General features: G+C 37.3%; 24 protein-coding genes. 8 read left to right on the top strand and 16 right to left on the bottom strand.

Annotated elements, in window-relative coordinates:
• Positions 1-40 precede the first annotated feature (40 nt).
• Complete coding sequence (locus tag G7050_RS12825; RefSeq protein WP_166116008.1) at positions 41-886, bottom strand: hypothetical protein; 846 nt, start codon at positions 884-886, stop codon at positions 41-43.
• Positions 887-1048: 162 nt separating this feature from the next.
• On the opposite strand from G7050_RS12825, the gene G7050_RS12820 reads away from it, so the two are divergent.
• From G7050_RS12820 to G7050_RS12810, 3 genes are all read left to right on the top strand, one after another.
• On the top strand, positions 1049-1288 hold the full coding sequence (locus G7050_RS12820; RefSeq protein WP_166116006.1) for a hypothetical protein: 240 nt from the start codon (positions 1049-1051) through the stop codon (positions 1286-1288).
• A gap of 30 nt (positions 1289-1318) precedes the next feature.
• Positions 1319-1834 (top strand): hypothetical protein, encoded by a 516-nt coding sequence (locus G7050_RS12815; RefSeq protein WP_166116002.1) that lies wholly within the window; start codon positions 1319-1321, stop codon positions 1832-1834.
• Between the two features lie 367 nt (positions 1835-2201).
• On the top strand, positions 2202-3149 hold the full coding sequence (locus G7050_RS12810; RefSeq protein WP_166116000.1) for a hypothetical protein: 948 nt from the start codon (positions 2202-2204) through the stop codon (positions 3147-3149).
• Between the two features lie 436 nt (positions 3150-3585).
• On the opposite strand, the gene G7050_RS12805 is transcribed toward G7050_RS12810, so the two are convergent.
• From G7050_RS12805 to G7050_RS12765, 9 genes are all read right to left on the bottom strand, one after another.
• The gene (locus G7050_RS12805) at positions 3586-6480 is read right to left on the bottom strand and encodes a hypothetical protein (RefSeq protein WP_166115997.1); all 2895 of its coding nucleotides are present in this window, start codon (positions 6478-6480) and stop codon (positions 3586-3588) included.
• 2 nt (positions 6481-6482) lie between these two features.
• The gene (locus G7050_RS12800; protein ID WP_166115995.1) at positions 6483-6986 is read right to left on the bottom strand and encodes a hypothetical protein; all 504 of its coding nucleotides are present in this window, start codon (positions 6984-6986) and stop codon (positions 6483-6485) included.
• 31 nt (positions 6987-7017) lie between these two features.
• Positions 7018-7680 (bottom strand): hypothetical protein, encoded by a 663-nt coding sequence (locus tag G7050_RS12795; RefSeq protein WP_166115988.1) that lies wholly within the window; start codon positions 7678-7680, stop codon positions 7018-7020.
• A gap of 295 nt (positions 7681-7975) precedes the next feature.
• Positions 7976-10882, bottom strand: a complete 2907-nt coding sequence (locus G7050_RS12790; RefSeq protein WP_166115993.1) for a hypothetical protein — start codon at positions 10880-10882, stop codon at positions 7976-7978.
• 2 nt (positions 10883-10884) lie between these two features.
• On the bottom strand, positions 10885-11388 hold the full coding sequence (locus G7050_RS12785) for a hypothetical protein (protein WP_166115990.1): 504 nt from the start codon (positions 11386-11388) through the stop codon (positions 10885-10887).
• 24 nt (positions 11389-11412) lie between these two features.
• Entirely contained in the window at positions 11413-12075 is a 663-nt protein-coding gene (locus tag G7050_RS12780; protein ID WP_166115988.1) for a hypothetical protein, read from the bottom strand.
• 297 nt (positions 12076-12372) lie between these two features.
• The gene (locus G7050_RS12775) at positions 12373-15267 is read right to left on the bottom strand and encodes a hypothetical protein (protein ID WP_166115986.1); all 2895 of its coding nucleotides are present in this window, start codon (positions 15265-15267) and stop codon (positions 12373-12375) included.
• Between the two features lie 2 nt (positions 15268-15269).
• Positions 15270-15773, bottom strand: a complete 504-nt coding sequence (locus tag G7050_RS12770; RefSeq protein ID WP_166115984.1) for a hypothetical protein — start codon at positions 15771-15773, stop codon at positions 15270-15272.
• A gap of 102 nt (positions 15774-15875) precedes the next feature.
• Positions 15876-16538: a hypothetical protein gene (locus tag G7050_RS12765; RefSeq protein ID WP_166115982.1), complete on the bottom strand. Its 663-nt coding sequence runs from the start codon at positions 16536-16538 to the stop codon at positions 15876-15878.
• A gap of 543 nt (positions 16539-17081) precedes the next feature.
• Between G7050_RS12765 and G7050_RS12760 the strand changes: the two genes are divergently transcribed.
• Positions 17082-17390: a hypothetical protein gene (locus G7050_RS12760; RefSeq protein ID WP_166115979.1), complete on the top strand. Its 309-nt coding sequence runs from the start codon at positions 17082-17084 to the stop codon at positions 17388-17390.
• A 203-nt stretch (positions 17391-17593) separates the two neighbouring features.
• Here G7050_RS12760 and G7050_RS12755 read toward each other — a convergent pair whose 3' ends face one another.
• On the bottom strand, positions 17594-18004 hold the full coding sequence (locus G7050_RS12755) for a hypothetical protein (RefSeq protein WP_166115977.1): 411 nt from the start codon (positions 18002-18004) through the stop codon (positions 17594-17596).
• A gap of 239 nt (positions 18005-18243) precedes the next feature.
• A complete protein-coding gene (locus G7050_RS12750) occupies positions 18244-19077 on the bottom strand; it encodes a GNAT family N-acetyltransferase (protein WP_166115975.1) in 834 nt (277 codons plus the stop codon).
• A gap of 164 nt (positions 19078-19241) precedes the next feature.
• On the opposite strand from G7050_RS12750, the gene G7050_RS12745 reads away from it, so the two are divergent.
• Together G7050_RS12745 and G7050_RS12740 are read left to right on the top strand one after the other, a co-directional pair.
• Positions 19242-19427, top strand: coding sequence for a hypothetical protein (locus tag G7050_RS12745; protein WP_166115972.1), 186 nt, complete (start codon positions 19242-19244; stop codon positions 19425-19427).
• A complete protein-coding gene (locus G7050_RS12740) occupies positions 19427-20005 on the top strand; it encodes a hypothetical protein (RefSeq protein ID WP_166115970.1) in 579 nt (192 codons plus the stop codon). Before G7050_RS12745 ends, G7050_RS12740 begins: the two co-directional genes overlap by 1 nt.
• Before the next feature lie 68 nt (positions 20006-20073).
• Here the strand turns inward: G7050_RS12740 and G7050_RS12735 are convergent, their stop codons facing one another.
• Positions 20074-20301 carry a hypothetical protein gene (locus tag G7050_RS12735; RefSeq protein WP_166115967.1) on the bottom strand — a complete coding sequence of 76 codons (228 nt, stop codon included), beginning with the start codon at positions 20299-20301 and terminating at the stop codon, positions 20074-20076.
• Positions 20302-20475: 174 nt separating this feature from the next.
• On the opposite strand from G7050_RS12735, the gene G7050_RS12730 reads away from it, so the two are divergent.
• Positions 20476-20880, top strand: coding sequence for a helix-turn-helix transcriptional regulator (locus G7050_RS12730; RefSeq protein ID WP_166115964.1), 405 nt, complete (start codon positions 20476-20478; stop codon positions 20878-20880).
• Between the two features lie 44 nt (positions 20881-20924).
• On the opposite strand, the gene G7050_RS12725 is transcribed toward G7050_RS12730, so the two are convergent.
• From G7050_RS12725 to G7050_RS12715, 3 genes are all read right to left on the bottom strand, one after another.
• Positions 20925-22274: a hypothetical protein gene (locus G7050_RS12725; protein WP_166115962.1), complete on the bottom strand. Its 1350-nt coding sequence runs from the start codon at positions 22272-22274 to the stop codon at positions 20925-20927.
• A gap of 233 nt (positions 22275-22507) precedes the next feature.
• Positions 22508-23164 (bottom strand): hypothetical protein, encoded by a 657-nt coding sequence (locus G7050_RS12720; protein WP_166115959.1) that lies wholly within the window; start codon positions 23162-23164, stop codon positions 22508-22510.
• Positions 23100-23921, bottom strand: a complete 822-nt coding sequence (locus G7050_RS12715; RefSeq protein ID WP_166115939.1) for a hypothetical protein — start codon at positions 23919-23921, stop codon at positions 23100-23102. Before G7050_RS12715 ends, G7050_RS12720 begins: the two co-directional genes overlap by 65 nt.
• A gap of 660 nt (positions 23922-24581) precedes the next feature.
• Between G7050_RS12715 and G7050_RS12710 the strand changes: the two genes are divergently transcribed.
• Positions 24582-25346: a hypothetical protein gene (locus G7050_RS12710; RefSeq protein ID WP_166115937.1), complete on the top strand. Its 765-nt coding sequence runs from the start codon at positions 24582-24584 to the stop codon at positions 25344-25346.
• The last annotated feature ends 50 nt before the right edge of the window (positions 25347-25396 follow it).

Below are 25396 nucleotides of genomic sequence, written 5' to 3'. Positions count from 1 at the left end.
TAGTTATAAGTTGTTTTATTAATTCAGATTGTTAGAATGATTACTTTATATCTATAATATGTAGGTTGTCTTTTCTTGATGAAGTAGTAGCCAAGGCTACCGATATATCGTTGAGTAAGCAGAAGCCTTCGAGTTCGTCTTGCCTGTCAAAATCAATCACTTTTAAAACTTGTTCTTCTCCGGCACTTATCGAAGCCGGTAAATCTAAGAAGGTCAACCTCCATTTACGCCCCTCTATTTGGTTTTGGACTAATACGAGTATATTTTCTTTTTCAATCCAATGCAGATTCTGTACCCATGGACCGCATTTGAATCTTGTGACTAATACGCCTTCTTCACTTGTTTTCGATGCTTTTGCGAGTTGCTCTGGATTATATAATCTGACCTCATTGCGGTTATTGCCATAATCGGCAGTTGCGATATAATAATTGTTATTGAATTTCACATACTCGGGGCGAGTCCCTTGTATGGCCAGATCGTCCTCTATTCTGTTTAGAATAGCATTGTCCAATACTCTATCATTGAGTAAAATATTCCAGTCTAAAAGGTAAATTTCTGCTATCCAATGATTTTTATTTTCCGGCAAACGCACACTATTTCCGATAAATGTTTTGCCATCTTTATAGGCAATACCTGTAGGGTGTTTAATGATATTCTTACCTCCTATTGAAAATTGACACTCCCGACCTGTAAAAATCAAAGTATCAGTATTGAATTTATATTCTCTGATTACGCCGACTTCTCGGTCTCCATACGCATATACTTTACTGTCTAGATAGGTTATGCCTTGACATGCTCCTAAAGAATCTAATGTAAAAGATTTTGATACTTTACTTTCGGTTAGAGGATTTATCAGATTTAATAAAATAAATAAAAGTGTATTCATAGTTCTTTTTTTTTAACGCTGCAAAGAACATGACAATATGTTACGGATATTATCTAATCAGGTTAATAGATAATGAATTTATATTCACTAAAACGTAATCAAGTAGGAAGATACAGAACGAGAAGATATTATTAAATTTGTCCAAATTTATTATATTCCATTATGCGAAAGATCTTATTTCTTATTTTAACTTCATTATTCTTTAGCCAAGGGGTTGATGCTTTTGAAACTGGTCTGTCTCTAATGTTCATTCGCAGCACAAATAATAAGGAAAAAGAGGCTTGGGCAAATGTATTGAATGACAATGGCTCTCAGGCAATAAGAGGAGAGTTAAGTGGCAATACACCTAGTAGTAATAGTCTTTCGGATTATACTTTAAAAACAGTTTTATCCAGATTATAGGAAGGTAACAATGAGGGTGAAAGAAGCTATTTGGATGTTAAATCTTATTATACACAGGCAACCAATGGTATTCTTTTGGATAAACTAAAATCATTCAACATAGAGCATAAATTTTATGCAAGAATAAATAATAGTATCGATTTCTATAGAGGAGGAGCTATGACAAATGGATGTATTCGGATTACAATATATGATGCCCGGCAGATTGGGAAATTTCATAGAGGAGAATTGGATATTGCAGGAACAGTTCGAGCCAGAGAAGTAAAAGTAGAGATCACCGCCAGAGACGATCATGTATTCAGTAATGAGTATGATTTAAAACCTTTATCTGAAGTTGAAGGGTTTATTACAGAAAACAAACATTTACCAGAAATTCCAAGTGAACAACAAATGCAAACCGAAGGACTTAATATGAATGAGTTTCAAATAAAGCTTCTTCAAAAGATCGAAGAATTAGCTCTGTATGTCATTCAACAGGAAAAGAAGAATATGGAACGAGGACAAAAATTAGAAACACTTCAAACAACTTTATACGAAAAACAATAACAGTTAAACAATAAACAACAACTATGAGATCAAAAGAGAGGGGCTAACCGGGAGGGATACTGATTATGCAGGCAACAAAATATATGAGGATGATGTTTTAAAAATCAATGCTTTTAAACTAGCAAACCTGTTTCCTGTTATCGGATGTATAATTTGAATTTTAGCTTAACTCTATTCTACACATCATACGTTTTATAACTGTTTTCTTTATTGTCATTTTCATTAGATTATATAAAAGTTTAAAATAGATACTAATATTATTCTATAATCATTATTTTTTTGATAATTTTATTTACTTGGTATTACACGTAATAATAACCGACTATAGACATAAAACATTAACTATAACTCATAATATTTTAAAGACATGGATCAATACAGCAAACGCAAAGTAATAGCCCTGTTGTTATGTATTTTTCTAATTTCAGCCTGTAGTAATGATGATGAACCAACTATAAAACCATCGGTAAGGTCGATAGAAATGGAAGGTGAAGGTGGTGAAACCGATATATCGCTAAATATCGAAGATATCACAATTGCCGGCGTAATAAACAAGAACGACAATATGGACATATTTGGGGAAGTATACACTGCTGATGGAAAAGTCACAAAAAATACGAAGCTTGAATTAACCGGACTAGGAAAAGTGGAAAGCATATGGAAGGACAAAGGTTTCCGAATTGTACGCAACACTCCATCACAGTTAAAAGTAATAGTAGAGGAAAATAATACCGGTGAAGATTTCAATTTTACCATAGTTTTGAAATCGGGTAATGAGCTGACTGAAATTACTATCCTGCAAAAAAAATCGCAGGGATATACTTTCGATAAAATAGAATATTCAATACAAAAAGACGATTCGGACTCTATATATACAACCAAAGGGAGCAGATCATATAACTTTGATATAGGTAGCCCTATGGAAATGTCAACTTTTCCGTTCTTAAATCTCAATAAGCAATCGTTTTTCGAAAGTAGCGACAAAAATGCTTTCACGTGGTATGACACAAGCAGAGTGGAAGTTAAAGTTCCATCTGGCATTTATAACAACGAAATTTACTACAACGGAGATAAAAGCAGATACAGCTACGGTACAGATACAAGACCAACCCAACTTGAAGAAGTGGAGACAAAAATCAATGTACCTATTGGCAAGTCGCATTTCTATTTTGAAATTCAATATCGCAAACGGAAAGTATCTTATCTTCTGACACTTATTAACAATCGAACTAAGAACACGAAAACCATAGAAGGTAAATGGATAGAAATTACACCCACCGGAACCTATACACTTATTCAGGAAAAAGCAGACTAAACCTGAGATTCTTAAGATTACTAAAACTATAACTGGGTTACAATAAATATGAAAAATCTGATGATCGCATTTTTAGTTATGTTTATTACTACCTCTTTTTGTTCTTGTGCAGTAGTGAACTCTCTTTTAGGTTATGATGAATGCAATTATCCTCATTGCTCTGAACAATGCGTTCGCGACTGTAATTACTGCATCACTCATTGCAATACGTATATCATTCCTGCAGATCTAGAAAAGAAAGCTGATAAGTCTATAAATGAACAAATGAAGCGCTACAAGTCAGATCAAAAACAAGATTGGAAAAAGTAAAATATTATTTACATAATACTATATACCTAAAAGAGGGTAGGATCTGCAGATCCTACCCTCTTAAACTATTTAATTAAAAATACGAACTCATTAATATGAGTATGAAAAAAGGTTTCCTTATTATACTTTAATTTTCAGACTTTGATCTTATACTCGGATTGACCGGAAGGTAACAAGGTGTGCTGTTTACTGTTATTGGATTACCATTAACAGTTCCACATCTGTCGGTTACTACTACACGATAATAATTCGCACCCGATTGAATCTTTACGGGAGGCATATAATTAGCGGCAGTAGCTCCGGAAATATTTGTCCAGCCTGTTGTACCATTCGCACTCGTTTGCCATTGATAAGTATACGCACCACTACCTCCTGTTATTGCACCACTCAGTGCATTTGCCGGAGTACGCACGCATACAGCCTGTGGCAATGCAACCGTACCTGCTGTCAACGGGGCATATACGGTAACATACGCACTGTCTTTCACTGCTTCGCCGCAAAATTCGGGCATAACCGAAACCTTATACCATCCCGACATGCTTGCTGTTGCATTGGGAATAGTCGGATTTTGAGCAGTAGAAGTGTAACCGTTAGGACCTGTCCAATTATAAGCAGTATTACCGAGTGTAGTACATTTCAATACTATGGTTTCACCAGTACAGACACTGCTCGGATCAGCATTTACAATACGGGCTGTACTCAGTTTAGCCAAAGTTACCTTTTGACTGAACTCATTACCACACTGATCTTTAATACGTGCGGTATAAGTATGCTCAGCTTCTCCATAATTAAAATGCACCTGACCTGATGATACCAAATCTGTTGCAACTAATTTAGTTGTATTAGCCTCATCCCATAACTGATAGGTGTAAGGTGCCACTCCGTTGATAGCTTTCAGGAGGATAATCCCGGTCACATTATCAACACATTCATAAGCACTCGTACCTGTATTGTCCAATGCCAATGGTGGAGCCGTATAAACAATCGTTTTAGTATTGATAACACATCCGGTAGCACTGTTGGTGTTTAGAATACCAAGCGTATAAGTTCCCGGTGCCGAGAAGATAAAAGAGCCTCCGGTAGTGATTACGGTTTTGTCGTAACCTGCCGGTCCATTTGTCAAACGGTAGTAGGTGGTAATATTCGCACTTTCGTAAGTCATAGATCCCGAGGGAGTAACCTTCATACCAGCACATGTATTCTCGGTGGTATATGCCAAAGCCTTTCCACTATACACACCTCTTTGTATAAGTTGGGTAACCACAGGTGTACCACAACCATAATCGGTTGTCAGCGTATAGTTTCCGGCAGGAATCGTTGCTGTTGGCCAATAATAATACCAAGCCGAACTAGTAGATGTATAGGTTTGAGTAGTATATCCGGCAGGACCGGTTATCGTAAATTTAGTACCTGCAGGCCAAGGTGTATTACTTGATACACTGGTATAAAAATACCCGTTATCTTCAATACATGCATTACTGGAGCTACGACTGAAGTTAACCGTTGTAGGCAGAGTTGATGCCACACTTTTAGTAGTAGTATATGTATAACCATTGCCATAAACAGCGGTAAAAGTATATGTTTGTCCGTAATTCAAAGGACAAGATGGACGATAACTGGTAGAGTTAAGAATCTCATCGGTACAGATAACCTTGCCCGTAGCATCTTTAATAGTTACATTAACCGGCCAGCAAGTATTAGCCGACGGAACGGCGTATTGGAGCTTGTAAGTACTACAATCGATCAGATTATTAGTAAAAAGTATATTACGATTTGTATTTACAGAAGATGTTATAGCCTTTCCGTTAGATCCAGTTATAGTTATTGTATAACTGGTATCGTAATCTAAAGTAACCGGTATACCATTCACATCATATGACCAACTCGGATTACTGTATATTACCGCTCCTCCGATTGTTTTGGTTACCGAAACCGTAGCCGGATAACAGATCATATTATAATAACCGACCGAATAAGGAGATACTTTATATACGTAATTATTACAGTCTCTACTAATATAGCTATTATTCATAATCGGATTATAAAAATTACTATTATAAAAAGTATAGCCTGTTGGACAACCTTTGAGACGAGTATACACGGATAAACTGTTAGCCGTATAAAAATTAGAATAAGTAGATGGAGATATATCTAATGTTAAATAAGCACCGGATACAAGATTTGCAGATGTCCACGGAGTCCATACAGTAGGCATATTACCTACAGCTGCTGCCCCCATCTCATACATTCCATCCTGATAATAACGGTAATAATCAGCATTGGAGTTACTAACCGATGATGCATAAAGCTTAATCTGATTACAAACACCATCCGTTAAGATAGGATAAAATCCGGTAGAGTTCGTATAATAGGGCGGTGGATATCCGGTTACCTGCCCCAATGTAAAAGTAGCTACTGAGGTATAACAACCGTCTTGTATCTGGATAGTATAGTTTCCAGCAGGGTAATTTTGTCCGGGCAATGTATATGTTGTTCCACTCTTGGTCGGTGTAATTACACCGGTGGCTACACCGGCAGGTGCAGATGTAAGATTAAAAGTAAAAGTTCCACTGCCATCCGTTACGTTCAATACAATAATACCCGTGTTACACACATCGTATGATTTACGTGAACTCGCAGCATTAAAAGAAGCTGAAGGCACTTTATAGTTACCTCCCACAACTACATTGCTTACCGTTTTTACAACGTTGTAATTGGCATCTACCTGACAAAAAGCACGCACACTAACGGTGTAGGTACCTGCAGGGATATTGGTCAGTACATTACTTTCCTGCGGATTGATAACCGCAGCACCGGTAGAAGTAGTCAGCCCGTATTGCACATTGGAAAGATTGGTTACATCGCCGTTAAGAGTTACGGTTATTGTTCCGTTTGCCTGGCAAGTAGACGGAGTAGATGTTGTACTTACTGTGAAGGTCGACGAACATGTCTGAGCGGTCACGCTTACGACCGAAAATATAAATAAGCAAAGAAAAACGATAGTATAGTATAGCTGTTTCATGATTATTTTTGTTTGGTCATGGTAAGGACTAATTTACCTTCTAAAGGAAAACTATATTGAGAATTTCCATATAAAAAACCGGTAGTAAATGTGAGTGTATTACCTTCAATTGAGAACGAATAAGGTGTTAGTTGTACCGGATAATTAGGTTTTGGAATACTTTGATCCGTTTTTTTGGAAGAAGCTTCTATTGGGGCAGGTATTAATTCGTTTAAATCTTTTACGATATAATTAATACTGTCGGACAACATGCAAGATGTTAGCTGTCCATCATTTATGTTCGCTTCCCGAAATACACTTCCAAAGAATACATCTTTCTCATTTGATAATGTAGAAAGGTCATTTATAGTGCGGGTATCAACCACTGATCTGGAGTTAGCGTTATAAACCGTAAGGGTTGCTTTTTGAAAAAAGTATGTCCCACTTGTCTTATCGTGATGCACCTTTTGCGAGTATGCAGATAAAGCACATAGGCATAACAAACCTATATGAAATAGTTTTTTCATAATTAATTATTGTTTAGTTGTAGTATGCTTATTACTTTACCTTAAAGACAATATTCATAAATGTTTTTTCGGAAATAGTAAAAGTTGCGGGTAGCTTATATGTTAATACGCCGGTATTAGTCAGTGCAATATTTTGATAAACCGTATTATCGTAATAAGTAATAAAATACTCCAGAGAATTGCTTGCCGAAACGGGTAATGCTGTGGCTCCGGGGCTTTTGGAGGTATTTGCGGAGTTAGTCAATTTGAACTGATTAGAGTAAGCCTGATACAGATCGATAGTGAATGTCTGCGTTGATGCATTGTAAGATGGATCTGAGGTATTAGTTGGCAGTACAATCGATGGCATGTAGAAAAATCTCAGAGCAGGATCTGGAGCCATAGCCTGCCAAAGAGTTCCATCAAAATAATAATAACCTGCGGCTATAACATTTCGGGTTTTTGTTGTTGCCGTACCCGTCATGCTTGTCACATAAACAATAGTACCGGTTTGATCTGAAGTATATTTGGCATCCTTTGCAGCCAATTGTGCAAGTGTAAGCCGGGGAGCTGTTAAGCCTTCTGCCGTAGTAGCATCAATAGTACCTGCTTGAATATCCAATGTCACCTTAGGATCGGTTGAATTGACTCCTATTTGCGCATGTACAAGACCAATACTAGAGATTCCCAGCATTAATAGAATAATCCTTTTCATTTGTTGTTGTCGTTGTCGTTAGTTAAAAAAATATCCCAATCAAGATACAAAAGTAACTAAATAAAACAAATAGACACAAATAACAGTCAGCTATTTTCGCTATTCATATGTTAATACTGATAATTCATACATAATATCATTTATTTTACAAAAACTACTACAAAGACAGCTCTTAAATATTTGCATTTATACTAAACCAAACAATCAGGGTGAAATACTAAATAGTATTTCACCCTGATTGTTTGGTTTTTTGTTATGTCATGATGCAGAAAGTATCTGCATACTCAGCTCTATTTTAACGCCCGCTTCTTGATCGGATATTTGGATTGACCGGAAGATAACAAGGTGTGCTATTTACCGTTATCGGATTGCCATTAACAGTCCCGCATCTGTCGGTTACTACTACACGGTAATAATTAGCACCCGATTGAATCTTTACGGGAGGCGTATAATTAGCGGCAGTAGCTCCGGATATATCTATCCAGCCGGTCGAACCATCCACACTTGTTTGCCATTGATAAGTATAAGTACCACTACCACCTGTTATTGAGCCACTCAATGCACTTGCAGCAGTACGTACGCATACTGCCTGAGCAGCAACCGCACCGGCTGTCAATGGAGGGTATACGGTAACATATGCACTGTCTTTTACAGCTTCTCCACAAAATTCGGGCATAACCGAAACCTTATACCATCCGGTCATATCTGCCGTAGCATTTGGGATAGTAGGGTTTTGAGCCGTAGAAGTATAACCATTTGGACCTGTCCACGTATAAGCTGTAGTACCCAATGTTGTACACTTCAAGACAATTGTTTCGCCTGTACAGATACTACTAGGATCGGCATTTACAATACGGGCAGTCTTTAATCTAGCTAGTGTTACCTTTTGGCTAAATTCATTACCACACTGGTCTTTAACACGCACAGTATAGGTTTTTCCTGCATCTCCATAATTAAAAATTGCCCTATCTGAAGATACCAAGTCTGTCGCAACCAATTTTGTCGTATTAGCCTCATCCCATAACTGATACGTATAAGGGGCTACTCCGTTGGTTCCTTTTACAATAATAATTCCTGTCACATCGTCCACACATGTATAAGCACTTGTACCTGTATTATCCAATGCCAATGGAGGAGCTGTGTAAACTATTGTTTTTGTATTGATAACACACCCCGTAGCACTGTTTGTATTTAAAATACCTAAAGTGTAAGTTCCGGGGGTAGATAAGGTAAATGATCCTCCGGGACCAATTACTGTTTGATCATAACCGGCAGGACCGCTAGTCAACCTGTAATAAGTGGTTGTATTGTTACCCTGATAAGTCATTGATCCTGTAGGAAAAATTTTCGTACCTTCACAAGTATTCTGCGTAGTATATGCCAGGTTCTTTCCGCTATATATTCCCGGTAGATTTACAACAGTCGTTATCGGCAAAGCACCGGGACAAGTACTATTAACGGTCAAAGTATAAGTTCCCGCAGGCAAAGCAGTCGACGGAAAATAATAGTAATACGACTGGGAGGTAGCTGTATATGTTTGTGTCGTATATCCCGCAGGACCTGTTACAGTCATAGTAGTACCTGCAGGGAAATAAGTTCCATCGACTGAAGCAATATATAATCGACCATAATCTTCAATACAAGAATTAGGCGAATCAATCAACACTCTATAAGCAGTAGGCTGATTGATATTCCTGATAGGTATCGTATAAGTATACGAGCGCAAAGGATCAGTTCCCACATATACTGCATCGAAGCGATAGGATTTACCATACTCCAACACAGTAGTTGCAGACGATGTAGAGGTAAGCCTATTCGTATATATAACAGTACCTGTAGCAACCTCTGTGATAGTCACATCAATAGGATAACACGGTTCATTAGAACTATACGTCAAATTATAAGTAGTACTACATGGCACATCCGAGTACGACAAAGACATATTCGATCTGCTTATGTTTGGTGCTATGGGTGACAGAGCTTTTCCGGCAGCATCAGTTATCGCGACATTATAGCCAACACCATATTGAAGAGCGATTGAACTATAAGATGAAGCAGAGGCAGCCGGTAAAGAACCTGTGTATATAACAGTACCTGCACCCGGATTTGTTGTTTGGGTTATAACTACAGAAAGAGGATAACACAAATTACCATCGAAATCGGTCCAAGGTCTATAATTAAACAAATAATCATCACACCTACGGGTATAACTTGTAGTTGCGTATGGCTGTCTAAAATTTGTCAACGAAGTGGTATAAGAATTAGGACATCCCTTTACCCGTAGATATACTACCATCGAGTTGGATGCATAGAAATCAGAGAGACTATATGGCGATAAGTCTAAGACATAAGGGCTGGCACTACCCGGTTTCCATGAATACCAATTGGTTGGCATTGCCGCACCTGCTTTAGTGATACCTATTTCATACATTCCATCCGTATAATAACGATAAAAATCCGGATCACTGTTAGACACAGTTCCTGGATTAACTTTTACAGAGCTACAGTCTCCATCGACAAGTGTCGGATAAAAGGAAGTATTAGTAATAGCAATAGGAGGAAATCCTGTGATCTGCCCCAAAGTAAAAGTAGCTACAGAGGTGTAACAACCATCTTGAATTTGTACAGAATAATTACCAGCAGGATAATCCTGAGTAGGGAACGTATAAAGAGTTCCCGACTTAGTAGGTACCACCTCACCAAGCGTTACACCGGCAGGTGCAGAAGTGATGTTAAAAGTAAATGTTCCACTGCCATCAGTCACGTTCAATGCAATAATACCGGTATTACAAGTACTGTATGATTTACGCGAAGAACCTGCATTGAAAGAGGCAGAAGGTACTTTATAGTTACCACCTACAATTACATTGGCAACTGTTTTTACAACGTTATAATTTTCATCCACTTTACAAAATGCACGCACACTAACCGTATAGCTACCCGCTGGAATATTTGTCAGAACATTGTTTTCCTGCGGATTGATAACTGCGGCACCGGCAGAAGTAGTCAATCCATATTGTACATTAGTAAGATTGGTTAAATCACCATTAAGAGTTACGGTTATTGTTCCGTTTGCCTGGCAAGTAGAGGGAGTGGATGTTGTACTTACCGTAAAAATTGAAGAACAAGTCTGAGCTGCTATGCTGCCTATTGAAAATATAAGGAGCAACAGACAAGTTATCCTTAAATAGAATTGTTTCATTGTTATTTCTGTTTAATCATAGTAAGAACTAATTTTCCTTCTAACGTATAAGGGTAACGCGAATCTCCGTATACATACATTACGGAAATTGTCAAGACACCACCGTTAACCGACATTGTGTAAGGCTCTAATTGGCCGGAAAAAACACGACCTACGGTAGGTTCTTTCTTTTCATCCTTGAAAGGAACTTGTGCCTTAAGTGCCGATAATTTAACACCATCATCTTTCACGGCGTAATCCTTTTCATCAGGTAATGTGCAATATAACAATGAACCGTTATTAATAATTGCTCGTCTGAAAACATTCTGAAAAAATATATCTTCAGGAGTCACTGATCCGGGATCTGTAATCACTCGTGTATTGACCTCTGCTTTAGAATTATAGTTATAGAGAGTAAATGTTGCTTTTTCAAATAGATACGTTTCATTACCACTTATGCCTTTCGAGGTTTGTGAATACATAGAAGTAGTATACAAACATAACATCAATATATATAGTATTTTCATAATTTTATTATCTTATTTAGCTTACTATTTTACCTTGAATACAATATTCATAAATGTTTTTTCGGAAATAGTAAAAGTTGCAGGTAATTTATATGTTAATACGCCGGTATTAGTCAGTGCAATATTTTGATAAACCGTATTATCGTAATAAGTAATAAAATACTCCAGAGAATTGCTTGCCGAAACGGGTAATGCTGTGGCTCCGGGGCTTTTGGAGGTATTTGCGGAGTTAGTTAATTTGAACTGATTAGAGTAAGCCTGATACAGATCGATAGTGAATGTCTGCGTTGATGCATTGTAAGATGGATCTGAGGTATTAGTTGGCAGTACAATCGATGGCATGTAGAAAAATCTCAGAGCAGGATCTGGAGCCATAGCCTGCCAAAGAGTTCCATCAAAATAATAATAACCTGCGGCTATAACATTTCGGGTTTTTGTTGTTGCCGTACCCGTCATGCTTGTCACATAAACAATAGTACCGGTTTGATCTGAAGTATATTTGGCATCCTTTGCAGCCAATTGTGCAAGTGTAAGCCGGGGAGCTGTTAAGCCTTCTGCCGTAGTAGCATCAATTGTACCTGCTTGAATATCCAATGTCACCTTAGGATCGGTTGAATTGACTCCTATTTGCGCATGTACAAGACCAATACTAGAGATTCCCAGCATTAATAGAATAATCCTTTTCATTTGTTGTCGTTATTGTTGTTGTCGTTAGTTAAAATCTATCCAAATAAAGACACAAAAGTAATTAAATAAAACAAAAAGACATAAATAACAGTCTATTTTTTTCGCTATTCATATGTTAATACCGGTAATTCATACATAATATCATTTATTTTGCTAAAGCTACAACAAAGCCCTCTTAAATATTTGCATTTATACTAAATCAAACAATCAGGGTGAAATACTATTTAGTATTTCACCCTGATTGTTTGGTTTTTATTATGTCATGATGCAGAAAGTATCTGCATACTCAGCTCTATTTTAACGTCCGCCTCTTGATCGAATATTCGGATTAACCGGAATGTAACAAGGCTTGAAGTTCACAGCCATACTGTTGCTGGTAACTATTCCGCATCGGTCGGTAACTATTACATGGTAATAAGTAGTTCGCGACTGAATAAGAGTGGGAGGAGTGTATGTGGCACTCGTTGCACCTGCTATATTAGTCCATCCTGTTGTACCATTTGTACTGGATTGCCATTGATAGGTGTATACTCCACTACCTCCTCTTACGGCGCAGCTTAAAGTATTGGCTACTGTACGAACACATACTGTCTGGCTGTCTGTAACCGCTCCTGTAGTCAATGGTTTATACACATTGATATAAACGCTATCCTGTACGGGGTCACCGCAAAATTCGGGCATAACGGTTACTCTGTACCATCCTGTCATAGTTGTATCTGCATCGGCTATCTTGGGGCTTTGCACGGTTGTCGAGAATCCGTTGGGACCTGTCCAGTTATAAGCTGTGTTACCGAGTGTGATACATTTTAATTGAATAGTATCTCCGGTACAAACATTATTGTCTTCGGCGTAAACGATACGGGCGGTGCTTAGCTTGGCCATAGTGATCTGTTGGCTGAAGCTATTGCCGCACTGATCCATGATACGTGCTGTATAGGTAGAATCAGCTTCCCCGTAATCAAAGTGTACTTGTCCGGAAGAGACTATCTCGGGGATATTGATCTGAACGGTATTGTCTTTGTTCCAGAGCTGGTAAGTATAAGGTGCTACACCGTTTATGGCTTGCAAAAGGATTACCCCTGTAGCTCCATCGGTACATTCATAAGCACTACTTCCTGTCTGGCTCAGAGCCAATGGTGGGGCGGTATAAACAATCGTTTTCGTGTTGATCACACAAGCATTAGCATCATTGGTATTTAAAATACCTAATACATAAGTTCCGGGAGCCGAGAAGATAAACGACCCTCCGGGAGATTTAACCGTTTTATCAAAACCAACAGGACCACTGGTCAATCTGTAATACGTAGTTGTGTTAGCACCCTGATAAGTCATCAAGCCTGAAGGAGTAACCTTCATCCCCGAACATGTATTTTCGGTAGTATAGCTTAGTGCTTTACCACTATACACCCCATTTTGTGTAATCTGAGTAGAAATAGGCGTACCACAACCAAAATCGACAGTCAGCGTATAATTCCCTGCAGGTATAGTTGTTGTCGGCCAATAATAATACCAATTGGAAGCTGTTGCCGTATAAGTTTGAGTAGTGTACCCCGGAGGGCCGGTTATCGTCAGCGTAGTTCCTACAGGCCAAGGTGTAGCACTTGATACTGTAGAATAAAAATACCCGTTATCTTCAATACACGCATTACTATAATTACGAGTCAAATTAACAGTTGTAGGTAAACCCGAAGCTACTGTTTTAGTAGTAGTATATGTATATTCAGGTATTGAGTTGGGGTAGGTCGCTTTAAACGTATAGGTCTGCCCAAAAGATAAAGGGCACGATTGACGTACAGAGGTTGTTGTTACCGAATCGGTACATATTACCTGACCTCCCGCATCTGTAATTGTCACCATAATAGGCCAGCAAGTAGTACCCGAAGGTGCATAATATTGGAGCTGATAATTATCACAATTAACAAGATTGGTAGTAAAGGTCATATCTCTGTTTGTATTTACAGAACTTGTAGCCACTGTACCATTAGGATCGGTCATTGTTATCGTATAACTGGTATTATAATCCAAAGTTACCACCTGACCGGTTGTAGAATATGACCAGCTTGGATTATTAAATACGACTTCTCCACCAATAGACTTAGTTACCTTAATGGCAACAGGATAGCAAAACAGACCATCATAATCGGTCCAAGGTCTTATGGTATATGTGTAATTTTCACATCCCCGGTTGGTTACCGAATTAGTCATAGTAGGCTTCTTCAGATAAGTATTGAAAGATGTATACGCTGCACTACATCCCTTGAGGCGAGTGTACACGGATATATTATTGGGAATATAAAAATCAGCATAAGTATTTGGAGATATATCCAACAAAAGTCCGGATGACACAAGATTGGCTCCTATCCAGGCAGTCCAAGCAGTTGGCATAGAACCCACCGGACCTGCTCCCACCTCATACATTCCATCGGCATAGTAACGGTAATAATCGGGGTTACCGGTACTTACCGTGCCTGTATACCAATAGAGAGAACTACATGTATTATCGGTTAAGGTAGGTCTTGGTCCCGTATAATTAGAGTATACAAATGGAGGAAATCCGGTAACCTGCCCCAATGTAAAGGTAGCTACCGAATGATAACAACCATCGTCTATTTCTACTACGTAATCTCCTGATGGATAATCTTGTCCGGGAAATGTATACAGGCTACCACTCTTGGTTGGGGTGATAACTCCTGTTGTTGCACCGGCGGGTGCCGATGTTATATTAAAGGTAAAAGTTCCACTACCGTCTGTAACATTTAGTACAATTATACCTGTATTACATACGTCGTAAGACTTACGCGAAGATGTTGCATTAAAAGAAACCGAAGGAACCTTATAGTTACCACCTACGGTTACATTAGTCACAGTTTTAACCACATCATAGCCTGCATTTACGCTACAAAATGCACGCACGGTAACTGTATAAGTACCTGCAGGAATATTTGTAAGTACATTATGTTCCTGTGGATTTATCGTAAAACCTGTAGTGGGTGAGGTTAATCCGTATTGAATATTATAAAGATTGGTCAGATCACCGCTGAGTGTTACCGTTACCGTTCCGTTAGCCTGACAGGTAGACGGAGTGGACGCGGTGCTCACAGTAAAACTGGAGGAACAATCCTGAGCTGTTACATGTCCTATCGAGAATATAAACAGGCACAAAAAGATAAGTTTTGAATATAGCTGCTTCATTGTTATTTCTGTTTAGTCAAGGTAACTACTAATTTACCTTCCAAAGGGAAATTATATCTGGAATCTCCATATAAATAGCGAACTGTAAACGTCAACGTATTATTCTGGATTGACAGTGAATAGGGTGCCAATTGCAAAGGCTGATTATTATCGGCAGTTTTATTCCGAACACGTTCGTCGGTAGGTGGCAAAACTTTAGTCGGAACCAATTCAGTTCCACCTTTTACTAAATATTCGATTCCATCGGGTAACATACACGACATCAACACTTCGTCATTAACTGTAGCCTGCAAAAACACATTTTGAAAAAACAAATCTGAAGCATCCAGTAACGACGGGTCGGTTATAACACGTGTATTAACTTCTGCCTTTGTATTGTAATTAGAGATGGTAAATGTTGCTTTCTGAAACAAGTATGTCCCATTTGTATTTACAGTAGTTTCGTTTGTTTGTGAAAATGCCGATAATGCACATAGATACAGAATCAGCGTATAGAATATTTTCATAACTATTATTGTTTATTTGGAGATTACCTTTTTATGACTTTGGCAGAATAACAGCTATAGCATGTTATGATTTAAAATCAGATCATTAACGATTCTCTAGAATTATTTTACCTTAAATAAAATATTCATAAATGTTTTATCTGTAACTGTAACTACAGCAGGCAATTGATATGTTAACACACCCACATTGCTCAGTGCAACATTTTGATAAACCGTATTATCGAAATAGGTAATCAGATATTCCAAGGCATTGCTTGCTGCTATGGGCAACGAGCTTGCTCCCGGACTTTTTGTTGATGAACCTGAATTAGTCAACCCGAATTGAGCCGCATAAATTCCGTAAAGATCAATTGTAAAGGTTTGCGTACTTACGTTATAAGACGGATCGGAAGTGTCAGTAGGCAAAACAATAGAAGGCATATAAAAGAATCCTAAACTTTTATCGGGACCAATTGTCTGCCAGAGAGTTCCATCAAAATAATAATAACCTACGGCTATTACATTTCGAGTTTTAGCAGAAGCCGTTCCTGTTACGTCAGTCACATAAACCAAAGCTCCGGTTTGATCGGCCAGATATTTGGAATCTTTCGATGCCAATTGATCTAATGTAAGTCGGGGAGCTGATAAACCTTCGGCAGTAGTACCATCCAAAGAACCCGCATATACATCTAAACTAACTTTTGGTTCATTCGTATTAACACCTATCTGTGCTTGTAGGAATCCAACACAGGAAATACCTAAGATAAATAAAATAATCCTTTTCATTGTCGTTATTTATTGTCGTTGTCTATAAAAAAACAAAAGTACGTAAAAAAAGAGAGAATTCCGAAAAACAAATTCATTATTCATCTAGAACAGAATCGTATAGTAGATTTAATTTCCGTAAACTCTTGATCAGAAACAGTTCATAGACAATTTAACATCTTCGGATAACTCATACTCTTTTTTTACATTTTCGGTTAAAGATAAATCCCTGTTAACTTTTTAAATATCAACATATTTTAGCATTCATTTCGATTTCCGACTTCAATTTAACATCCCGAGATACTATTTAGTTCAAATTCGTTGTCTTTTTATGAATTTAGAGTCAGCAAAACATCTTATAGTTCAGATTTGTGTTTAAGCCGAAGAATAGATTTATCTGTTCAAACAAATCATCCCCTCTCTGTGCTTTCACTCGAAGCTATCAAGCAGATACACTACATTCAAAATCAGAAAGGCAGACTATTTATTCTTAAAAAAAGAGTATTATTTTCAATATTTTTTTTGTACTTTTAATCAGTAATAACCTCTTAAAATTATCAACACATGGACTTTGAAGAACTTTCTAAACATTATATGGAAAAATATAATGAGTTGACCGAAAAACGAGACAATTCGGGTATTATCAATACCATTGAAGATATTAACGAAGCCATTCTAGGCTCGAATATGGAAAGGGTGAATGACGATTATTGCAAAATTCTGGATTGGAATTTTTATGTTGCCAATATCGAAGGGGCACGAATAGCTTTGAATGCTCAGTTTTCATTCTTACATTTGCCTTCAGCCATGCTGTTTTCAATCGCTTTTGATGAAGACGAAAAGAAATGGAAGTTTAATGCAGAGATTAAATAATCGTCAGCCATTACTTTCAATTCCGTTCGAGGCAAGCACTCACATTCTCACGAAAAAAGCACCTACAAATGTTTTTGTAAGTGCTTTTAAGGTTTATGCCCTATTTTTTATTATCCATCTGAGTGCAGCAACGGTTGATAGCTATGGCCTTAAAAGACAACGTTTACTACCGTCTGTTACTGACTAAGTATAGTCGGACAATTTTATAAAGGTATTTTTACCTCTATTTTCTTTGATTCGTTTCGTTTTACTGTTACGCCTGTGCTTCCTGCAACAAGAGTTTCACTTCCAACGGTATAAAAAACAGCAAAATAAAGAGTGGTTTGAGATTCCAGAATATTTAATTCGGTAAGATTCAAACTAAATTTTGCTACACCATTAGCATCGGTTACAATCATTTTTTTCGCATCTCCGGGTACAGTCGAACTTGTAACAGGGGTATCTTTATACAAATAAACGGTTTTACCCGATTGTACCATTCCCAACGCATTTGTTACCGTTACTTCAACATTCGCACCCAAAAAGCTAGCGTCATCGTCATCATCGTCACCACATGAAGTAAAACCTGTTACTGCAAATACAAGCAATAAACTTAAAAATAAAACCTTTTTCATAAAACCAATATTAAGTAAAGCCAATCGTTTGTGAATATGATTATTGGCATTATACACATATTCATTTTCATAGCGATAAGACAGCAACTCTGATCTTATCGATATTACTTATAAACAATAGAACCTTATAATAAGTTTCAATTTTATGCTTTTATCATTTTTTATAACAGATTAGCCTAAACAAATTGAAAACTACTGTTTTACGATTACAATTTCAGAAAAAAAACAAACCCGATATTTTAACTTAATCCCAAACGATAATATGATATCTCTTTCACATTTTCGAAACCGAGCTTTTGAGCCAATTGATATGAGCCGACATTATCTCTTTTACATGCCCAAACAGGTTCAAAGCCATTTTCGATACAATATTCGATAAGAGCCGAGCATGCTTTATAGGCTAAGCCTTTTCCTTTAAATTCGTCATAAGTTTCGATACCCAACTCCAGCTTATCGTCGTGAAGGTAAGCCGAAAAGGCTGTAGACGCCAGTTTACCATCATAATAGAGACTAAATGCAACTCCTTTATTTATAAAATCTTCGGCATCATTCCAAAAATTAAGCGGTACAACCGTCCCTGTCATTTTCTCAAATGCTTCTCTATCTGTTCTGAGAATTTCGACAGCGGGGTCTGATTTTTTATTAGCGAGTTTGCCTCTCAGAAATTTTTCTTTATTGAACTTGAAGTTAACTCTCACATTTTGCTCGATATCGTGAGAGGAAGTACTTTCGGAAGATGGAGAGACCAGATTATCTCTTAATAAATCTTGTAAAACGGCATCCCAATCGGCAGGGAATACCTGCATCCACTCAATTATCTTTCGGCTTCGATTTTCATTCAACACATATTTCTTAAAGGCTAGGTTGAATACCTCATTCTTAGAATCGCCGAACAGCAGAGACATCCCATAAGGATGAAGCAGATAAAACGATTTCGTATTTTCTACGTTATCCACAAATATCTCGCCCTCCACTACCCTTTCGGCTACTGCTCTGGCAAAAAGATTGTTGTTGGTTATGCTTTTTATGGGTTCCAATAATTTAGAGTACTGCTCCTTTTGTAAAGATATCATACATTTCGATTTAGTTTTCAGTAATATATAGTGTTATCCATTTCAAAAATACGAATATTCATTTAAACCAGACATCTACCAGCTACAGTTAGTATGTTATTAAGTATTCTTACATTGAAAAATAGCTTTATATTTGCAGATATTGTTCCATTAAAAAACCGATTGTGACCCGTAAAGATTTACAAACCATAAATAGCGACAGAGAGATTATCGACCTGAGGATGCAAGCCGAAGATCTGATCAATAATGTAGAATCGTTAAGCGACGAAGATTTCAGAAATGAGGCTCAACGAATAGAAAAGGAGATAGACGACCGCATTGCCGTTTTAATTCAACAAATGGAGGGGTAATGGACATTCGAAAAAAAGGTGCTGTTGCATTGTTTATTTATAATATATTGGGGCTATTAGCTATATGCTCAATTTCTCCTAGCGATCCATTATACAGTGAAGGATGGCTACCTGTGCTTTTATTTACATTTCCTATCACAATTATTAGCTTTGGATATCGTTATGGAGCTTCAGAACCTCTATATCCTGTATTTATTATTCAATTCATAATGCTTATAATTTCGACTTATTTTGTTGACTTAATTGTGAGAAATTACTCGCCTGCTTATTTAGATAAGAGAAGAACAAAATACATATCCAAAAAACAACGGGAATTTGAAGGAGCTGCAACCGCAGAACAAATCACCATCTACCTGAAATATAAACGAAATATAAACGACTTCAACCAAACAGCAACACCCGAAGAAAAAGCAACTTTATCGGTAGAGCAATGGTATACGATAGACAATCTGGCTGGTGATATTCTGCTTATCAAAAAAGGACAGGTCTCCCAAAGCACAATAAATTCGGTCAGAAAAAGAATAAAAGACAAATTAAAAGATCAAGCCGCTATGGATCTTTTACTTACCATCGAATAACTTTTAGCCGCTTGTTTTAACACGCAGGTTCACCCCCTACAGTCAAAGCAATAAAAAGGTCTGCGACCTTATTCCCAAACATCGAGTGTATATATTGCTGCAATTTCGATATTGAGTTCGATAGCCTGTTTAACGTATTCTATAATCGACGGAAGGTTCTCGTAATCCTCATCGGTTTGTGGCTCTATACTTGTCAGATATTCTAATTTTGCAGCAATAATTTCCACTTTTTGCCGAAGCATCAAAACTTCGGAAAATTCTTTTGAACTGTAAAGCTTCTGTAAGATTTTTTCCAATATATATTATTGTGTTATGATAATTCTGAAACAAAAATAGAAGTGTACCGATGCGTAAAATAATATGGTGTGTTGTAAAATACCAAATAAGGAGAGTAAAATACGCTCCGTGATTTCGGTTATTTTTGTATATTTGAAAAATAAATGATTTTAAGAACCGCTAAGATATAGAACATGAATACAGCTTTCGAAACAAAAAAGAGAAATGACGGATACAGCGTAAAACGTTTGCGTGAAATACTTGGGGTAAAACAAGAAGATTTAGCCGATAAATTACAAATATCGCAGCAAACCATCTCAAAGATTGAGCAAAAAGATATATTGGAAGACGATCTTCTAAACAATATTGCAAAGGCACTCAATGTTTCGGTAGAAGCTATCAAGAATTTCAGCGAAGATGCTGCACTCAATATTATATCCAATAGTTTTACGAGTAACGATACATCAACATTAAATGCAGTCAATTACCAATGCTCATTCAACCCATTAGATAAAATTATTGAGCTATATGAACGTATGCTAAAAGCAGAACAAGAGAAAGTAAATATCTTGGAGCAGATGTTGAAGGATAAGAAGTAATACCAGGAGATATCAATAAATTACAAAACCGAGGCTATTTATTATTATGTAGTTCTTTTATTTATAGATTGAATAGTTTGCACTACATTTTCTTTTCCAATAATATACATGCCCATTCTCACATCAGATATTCCTTTTTTCAAAAGGTAAGTGTATTCAGGAAAGCCTTTATCATTCAAAACTTCCATCTGTAAAAATTGTATAGAATGATTTTCCGAGAGACTCTCCGCAACTTCAATAATATGAGTTGAGATAGCAAAAAAGCACCCTTTTATTTCAGAAAAAGCTGATATAATTGCCAAAGATCCTTCATAGGCGTCTTTAACATTAGTTCCTCTGAATAATTCATCAAAAACAATAAGCATATTGGTCTCTTGGGTTAGCCGTTCGGCTATATGCTTTATTCTCAAAACTTCTGCATAAAAATGGCTGTAACCTAAACTCAGATTGTCGGAAATATTGATTGTTGTATAAATTCCGTTCAAAAGACTTATTCGTGATTTGGCAGCAGGAATAGGAAATCCAATATGTGCAAGATATACCGCTATAGCCATAGCCTTAAGAAGAGATGATTTACCTGCCATATTTGAACCTGTAATAAACAATAGGTTATTATCAAATGATAAATTTACATGGTTGCTTACCGGATCAGGGATAGAAGGATGAAATAACCCCTCTAATTCAATCACATGATCATCTTTTGGTAATATTTCCGAATATGAATATCCCCTTTCTGCAGCAACGCCTGAAACAGAAATAAAGACATCATAGTCATAAATAAGGTCGAGAAAATAACGAATGGTATCTCTATGGGTATACCTAAATATATAATCGAATTTAGCAATAGTAAGAGCACCCAGTTTTTTCATATCCTTTATTCGGGTTATCTCCTTAAATTCCGGTAAGCCAAAAGTCTCTATAATACGTGTATTGGCTTCCATTATAAGCTCGGGGCAATATGTTCCTTTGAGCTTTACTGAAAAATTATACAAATTATTCAGTAAATCGATTGTATAATCGACACCTCTCTCTATTATATAATAGCTATTCGACGATTTCATTTTATTATACAAACTCTTCTCTATAGTTCTTATAATAGAGGGAGGCTTAGTAGGATAACCCTCTTGAAGTAGATAATGTTCTATAAAGTCGAGAGTGTTTTTATCAATATCTAAATCGGACGTAAACTCTAGTTCTTGAAAAAATGCAATAGCATCGCTTCGTTTCTTTATTTCGGTACTATTTATTAATGGGTTTTTAAGATATGTATACAGACGATCTTTCCCCCCAACACAACGTGTCTGGTTGAATATATTGAATACTGAAAAGCTACTCTTATGAGAGTCTAATATTTCAATATCTTTCAGTGTTTGAGTATCAATTTCGAACTTCAATTTCCTACGTCTTTATTTGTCAAGTAATAAAATTGGATACAGAGCAATGTCTCAGACCTATCCACGACTTTGGAAGTAAAATAGAGAAGACATTCTCTCGATGAAATACTTCATCAGATATTCAGGTACAATATACTATTTTATAATAGTAACACTGAACCATAGCATAGATTATGTATAAAACAATCTACAATTTAAATATTTTTCAGATATAGTATAAGTCAAATTCTGTGTCATCGTCTTCTCGATTTCCCTTCTATTAAAATGACATTAAACATTTCACGGATACGGTCACGAATAAAATCGCCATATAAGGTTTCAATCTGAAGAGGATCGCAATTGGTGGTGACGAAGGTTTTAAGCCGTTGCGACTGCCAGAGCGAATAACGTATGTGCAGAATATGCTGCATAACGTTAAGCTTTGTTCCGAAATGATTGGCTGGAATGGTCTCACGTCCCAGTTCATCGAAGCACATCCACACAGGTTCGCCAATATATCCGTACTGATTGTAAGTGTATTCGTCTAAGTTGCCCGACCGACTGTAATCGTTTGATACTCCATCACAAATATGAATCTTAAAGCCATTGAAACCGAGCCGTAGATATTCAGCAAACACTCGCATCAACGAACTTTTCCCTGTACCAATATCGCCGTAGAGCCAAAGTCCTCTGTGGAGATCGTACCGTCCTTCAATCCCATTGAAGTAATTGAAAAGATCGGCAACCAGCTGCCTGTTAGACTCGTCAATCGTAAATTCGGGAATGACCGACATTGCAGCTTTCAGAAACTTTCGTTTGCGGTTGTGTATCTCGCCATCAGAGAGTTTACATGTCGACGGTGTAATCTGCCTGCTTTGGATAACCGTTCGTAAGTTTGTTACTATTTGCATCTTTGTGTTGTTGTAAATCAAATAAACCATTCCAATTGTTTGCCATAGACTGCTCGATAATGGCAACCGCCACACCGCAATCACCCTGCGATTTTGTAATCAAACGTTTATAGCACAGCTCGATAGACCTTCTATTTTTGTACATCTGCCCCTTGCTGGTCTTGTAATCGAGCCACTGAAAGAAGTGTTCTCTCAATCGGGTATCGAGAAAATCGAAATTCATCTTTTCATACTCCCTTGGGGGACTATAGGGGGAAATAGTAATTCTTTCTTCTTCTTTCTTTTCTTTCTTAAAGTTTGGGTTATCCGTGGGTTGGTCGCAGGTTAAAGACCGGGTTACGGGCTGGGTTTTAACATCAGACAATTCTCTAATTACCAACACCATAGATGGGCTTTCGGGTGAGATATTATCTGAGTTATGACCATTATAGACATCATATTTACAGAGAGTTACGATATTCATGCCTTGCGATTTTTCGACCTCAATCATTTTCTCGGTTCTGAGTTTCCTCATAAACGTTTTCACCTTCTGCTCTCCCCAACCCCACTTTCGGGCTAAGTATCGGTTCGATGCCGGATATTGCCCTCTACCATATTTTATTTCTCTACCTCCGATACGCTCAATGGTTACGGTTGCCTCAAATCGTGCCGACTGTATTAAGTCGATCCACGCTTCGCACTCCGAAAACGTACGGGCTGCTTCCCACATTCTATGAGAGAAAAATTTGCGGTTAAGTTTAATAAATCCTTGATCCATGTAATAACTTTCGTTGTTTTTATACAATTCATCTGATAGATAAATTTCTGTTCTAAAAAAAATAGAAGCCTGCTGAGATTATATGTTTTTTTTCTATGGTTTATTTTTTCCTAACGCACCCTATCGGATTTGTTTTTCATTTTGTCTTGATACAAAACGAAACAAAAGATCAAGACTGTGCCTTTTGCCCGACCCGATACGGAATCGAAAGCTAAAACAAAAGAAAACGTTTACTATTGATATCCTTTTGTTTCTTAACGCTTTTTTCATCCTGCGGGTACCCCGTGCAATCGGCAAGGTCGTAGAGCCTGACGGACAAAAGTTGTTTGCGTGCATCAGTGGCGGAGCCGTTGGCTGACAAGCGAAACGGGCGTAAAACTAAACGTGCCGTAAGGCAGTAGGTTTAGTTTAGCCTGTAAGCTTAAGTCAGACAGGTGAGCCACGCAGCACAAAGCCTTTTTGATTCCTTTTGCGGATTTGGGCAAAAGGAATACAAGTAATCTTTGATTACGCGTAGAAGAATCAACATTAAAAATAAAACAACAAATAGATCTAAAATTTAAGAACCGTCCTTTTTATCGAAAGTATGCTTTTTTAACACTAAAACAAGCCGAATACGGTCTTTTATTAGTAGATTCGAAAATCAAAATGAAGATCTTTATGAAAGCACAACTGATCATCTTATTTATCATTGTATCCGGTGTATGTTACGGACAATCCGTCGAAACAGACAGTACCCGATTGAGTAGAGAGAATAATAAACAATTACTTAACAACCATAACCTTAGCAGTAAAAGCCATCCTCTGGATAAAAATTCATCAGTAAATAATACATCCGAAAGAACCGACTATCGAATCAACGAAGACACCGAAGCTGCGGACATAAAAGTATCCGTTCCTAAATTTTATATCGGTCCCAAAAGCAATTACAGTGCTAAACCCATTACCAACCCTTATGTAGATGATTATAGCTTTTATAAACGAAATATTGTAATGGACGGAGGATGGATTAATACAGTCAGTTCGCACACCTCTTTTCCTGCACTGGGGTCGCTTACGCAGATAAGAGCCAACTACGAATATATGCTGTCGGAACATATCATAACATCGGTAGGTGCATACGGAGCAAGGTATTTTTACAACTTAAGTTCTTTTGAAGACTTTGGGGTAAATGCGTCATTAAGATATCAGGTTACAGACCGATTTGCCGTTATTGGTTTCGGACAATATTCTGCCAGAAGTAACATCAATAATATTGGCGGTGACAATGCGTGGATGATTCCCAATACCCATTACGGTGGTGCTGTCGAATTTAAAATCACCGATAATTTTGGTGTACAAGGAGGTCTAAAACGCGAACTTAACCCGATGAACGGCAGATGGAGAAATGTTCCTTTCTTCTCACCCGTCATCAGAATTAAATAAGTACAACAATCGTGTGCTAGAAAAAGAAAAGAGACCGCCTCTTCACGAGC

Origin of the sequence: Dysgonomonas sp. HDW5A (assembly GCF_011299555.1) — a bacterium.
Taxonomy (GTDB): Bacteria; Bacteroidota; Bacteroidia; order Bacteroidales; family Dysgonomonadaceae; genus Dysgonomonas_A.
The sequence above is the reverse complement of the archived record's forward strand: the minus strand, read 5'-3'. Positions and strand labels throughout refer to the sequence as shown.

Bases quoted from the DNA above. Each gene is read 5' to 3' on its own strand.
- G7050_RS12730 (WP_166115964.1), top strand. From the start codon at position 20,476: ATGAATACAGCTTTCGAAACAAAAAAGAGAAATGACGGATACAGCGTA.
- G7050_RS12720 (WP_166115959.1), bottom strand. From the start codon at position 23,164: ATGCAAATAGTAACAAACTTACGAACGGTTATCCAAAGCAGGCAGATT.
- G7050_RS12755 (WP_166115977.1), bottom strand. From the start codon at position 18,004: ATGAAAAAGGTTTTATTTTTAAGTTTATTGCTTGTATTTGCAGTAACA.
- G7050_RS12750 (WP_166115975.1), bottom strand. From the start codon at position 19,077: ATGATATCTTTACAAAAGGAGCAGTACTCTAAATTATTGGAACCCATA.
- G7050_RS12820 (WP_166116006.1), top strand. From the start codon at position 1,049: ATGCGAAAGATCTTATTTCTTATTTTAACTTCATTATTCTTTAGCCAA.
- G7050_RS12805 (WP_166115997.1), bottom strand. From the start codon at position 6,480: ATGAAACAGCTATACTATACTATCGTTTTTCTTTGCTTATTTATATTT.
- G7050_RS12715 (WP_166115939.1), bottom strand. From the start codon at position 23,921: ATGGATCAAGGATTTATTAAACTTAACCGCAAATTTTTCTCTCATAGA.
- G7050_RS12710 (WP_166115937.1), top strand. From the start codon at position 24,582: ATGAAAGCACAACTGATCATCTTATTTATCATTGTATCCGGTGTATGT.
- G7050_RS12785 (WP_166115990.1), bottom strand. From the start codon at position 11,388: ATGAAAATACTATATATATTGATGTTATGTTTGTATACTACTTCTATG.
- G7050_RS12765 (WP_166115982.1), bottom strand. From the start codon at position 16,538: ATGAAAAGGATTATTTTATTTATCTTAGGTATTTCCTGTGTTGGATTC.
- G7050_RS12825 (WP_166116008.1), bottom strand. From the start codon at position 886: ATGAATACACTTTTATTTATTTTATTAAATCTGATAAATCCTCTAACC.
- G7050_RS12795 (WP_166115988.1), bottom strand. From the start codon at position 7,680: ATGAAAAGGATTATTCTATTAATGCTGGGAATCTCTAGTATTGGTCTT.
- G7050_RS12775 (WP_166115986.1), bottom strand. From the start codon at position 15,267: ATGAAGCAGCTATATTCAAAACTTATCTTTTTGTGCCTGTTTATATTC.
- G7050_RS12790 (WP_166115993.1), bottom strand. From the start codon at position 10,882: ATGAAACAATTCTATTTAAGGATAACTTGTCTGTTGCTCCTTATATTT.
- G7050_RS12800 (WP_166115995.1), bottom strand. From the start codon at position 6,986: ATGAAAAAACTATTTCATATAGGTTTGTTATGCCTATGTGCTTTATCT.
- G7050_RS12740 (WP_166115970.1), top strand. From the start codon at position 19,427: ATGGACATTCGAAAAAAAGGTGCTGTTGCATTGTTTATTTATAATATA.
- G7050_RS12780 (WP_166115988.1), bottom strand. From the start codon at position 12,075: ATGAAAAGGATTATTCTATTAATGCTGGGAATCTCTAGTATTGGTCTT.
- G7050_RS12760 (WP_166115979.1), top strand. From the start codon at position 17,082: ATGGACTTTGAAGAACTTTCTAAACATTATATGGAAAAATATAATGAG.
- G7050_RS12770 (WP_166115984.1), bottom strand. From the start codon at position 15,773: ATGAAAATATTCTATACGCTGATTCTGTATCTATGTGCATTATCGGCA.
- G7050_RS12810 (WP_166116000.1), top strand. From the start codon at position 2,202: ATGGATCAATACAGCAAACGCAAAGTAATAGCCCTGTTGTTATGTATT.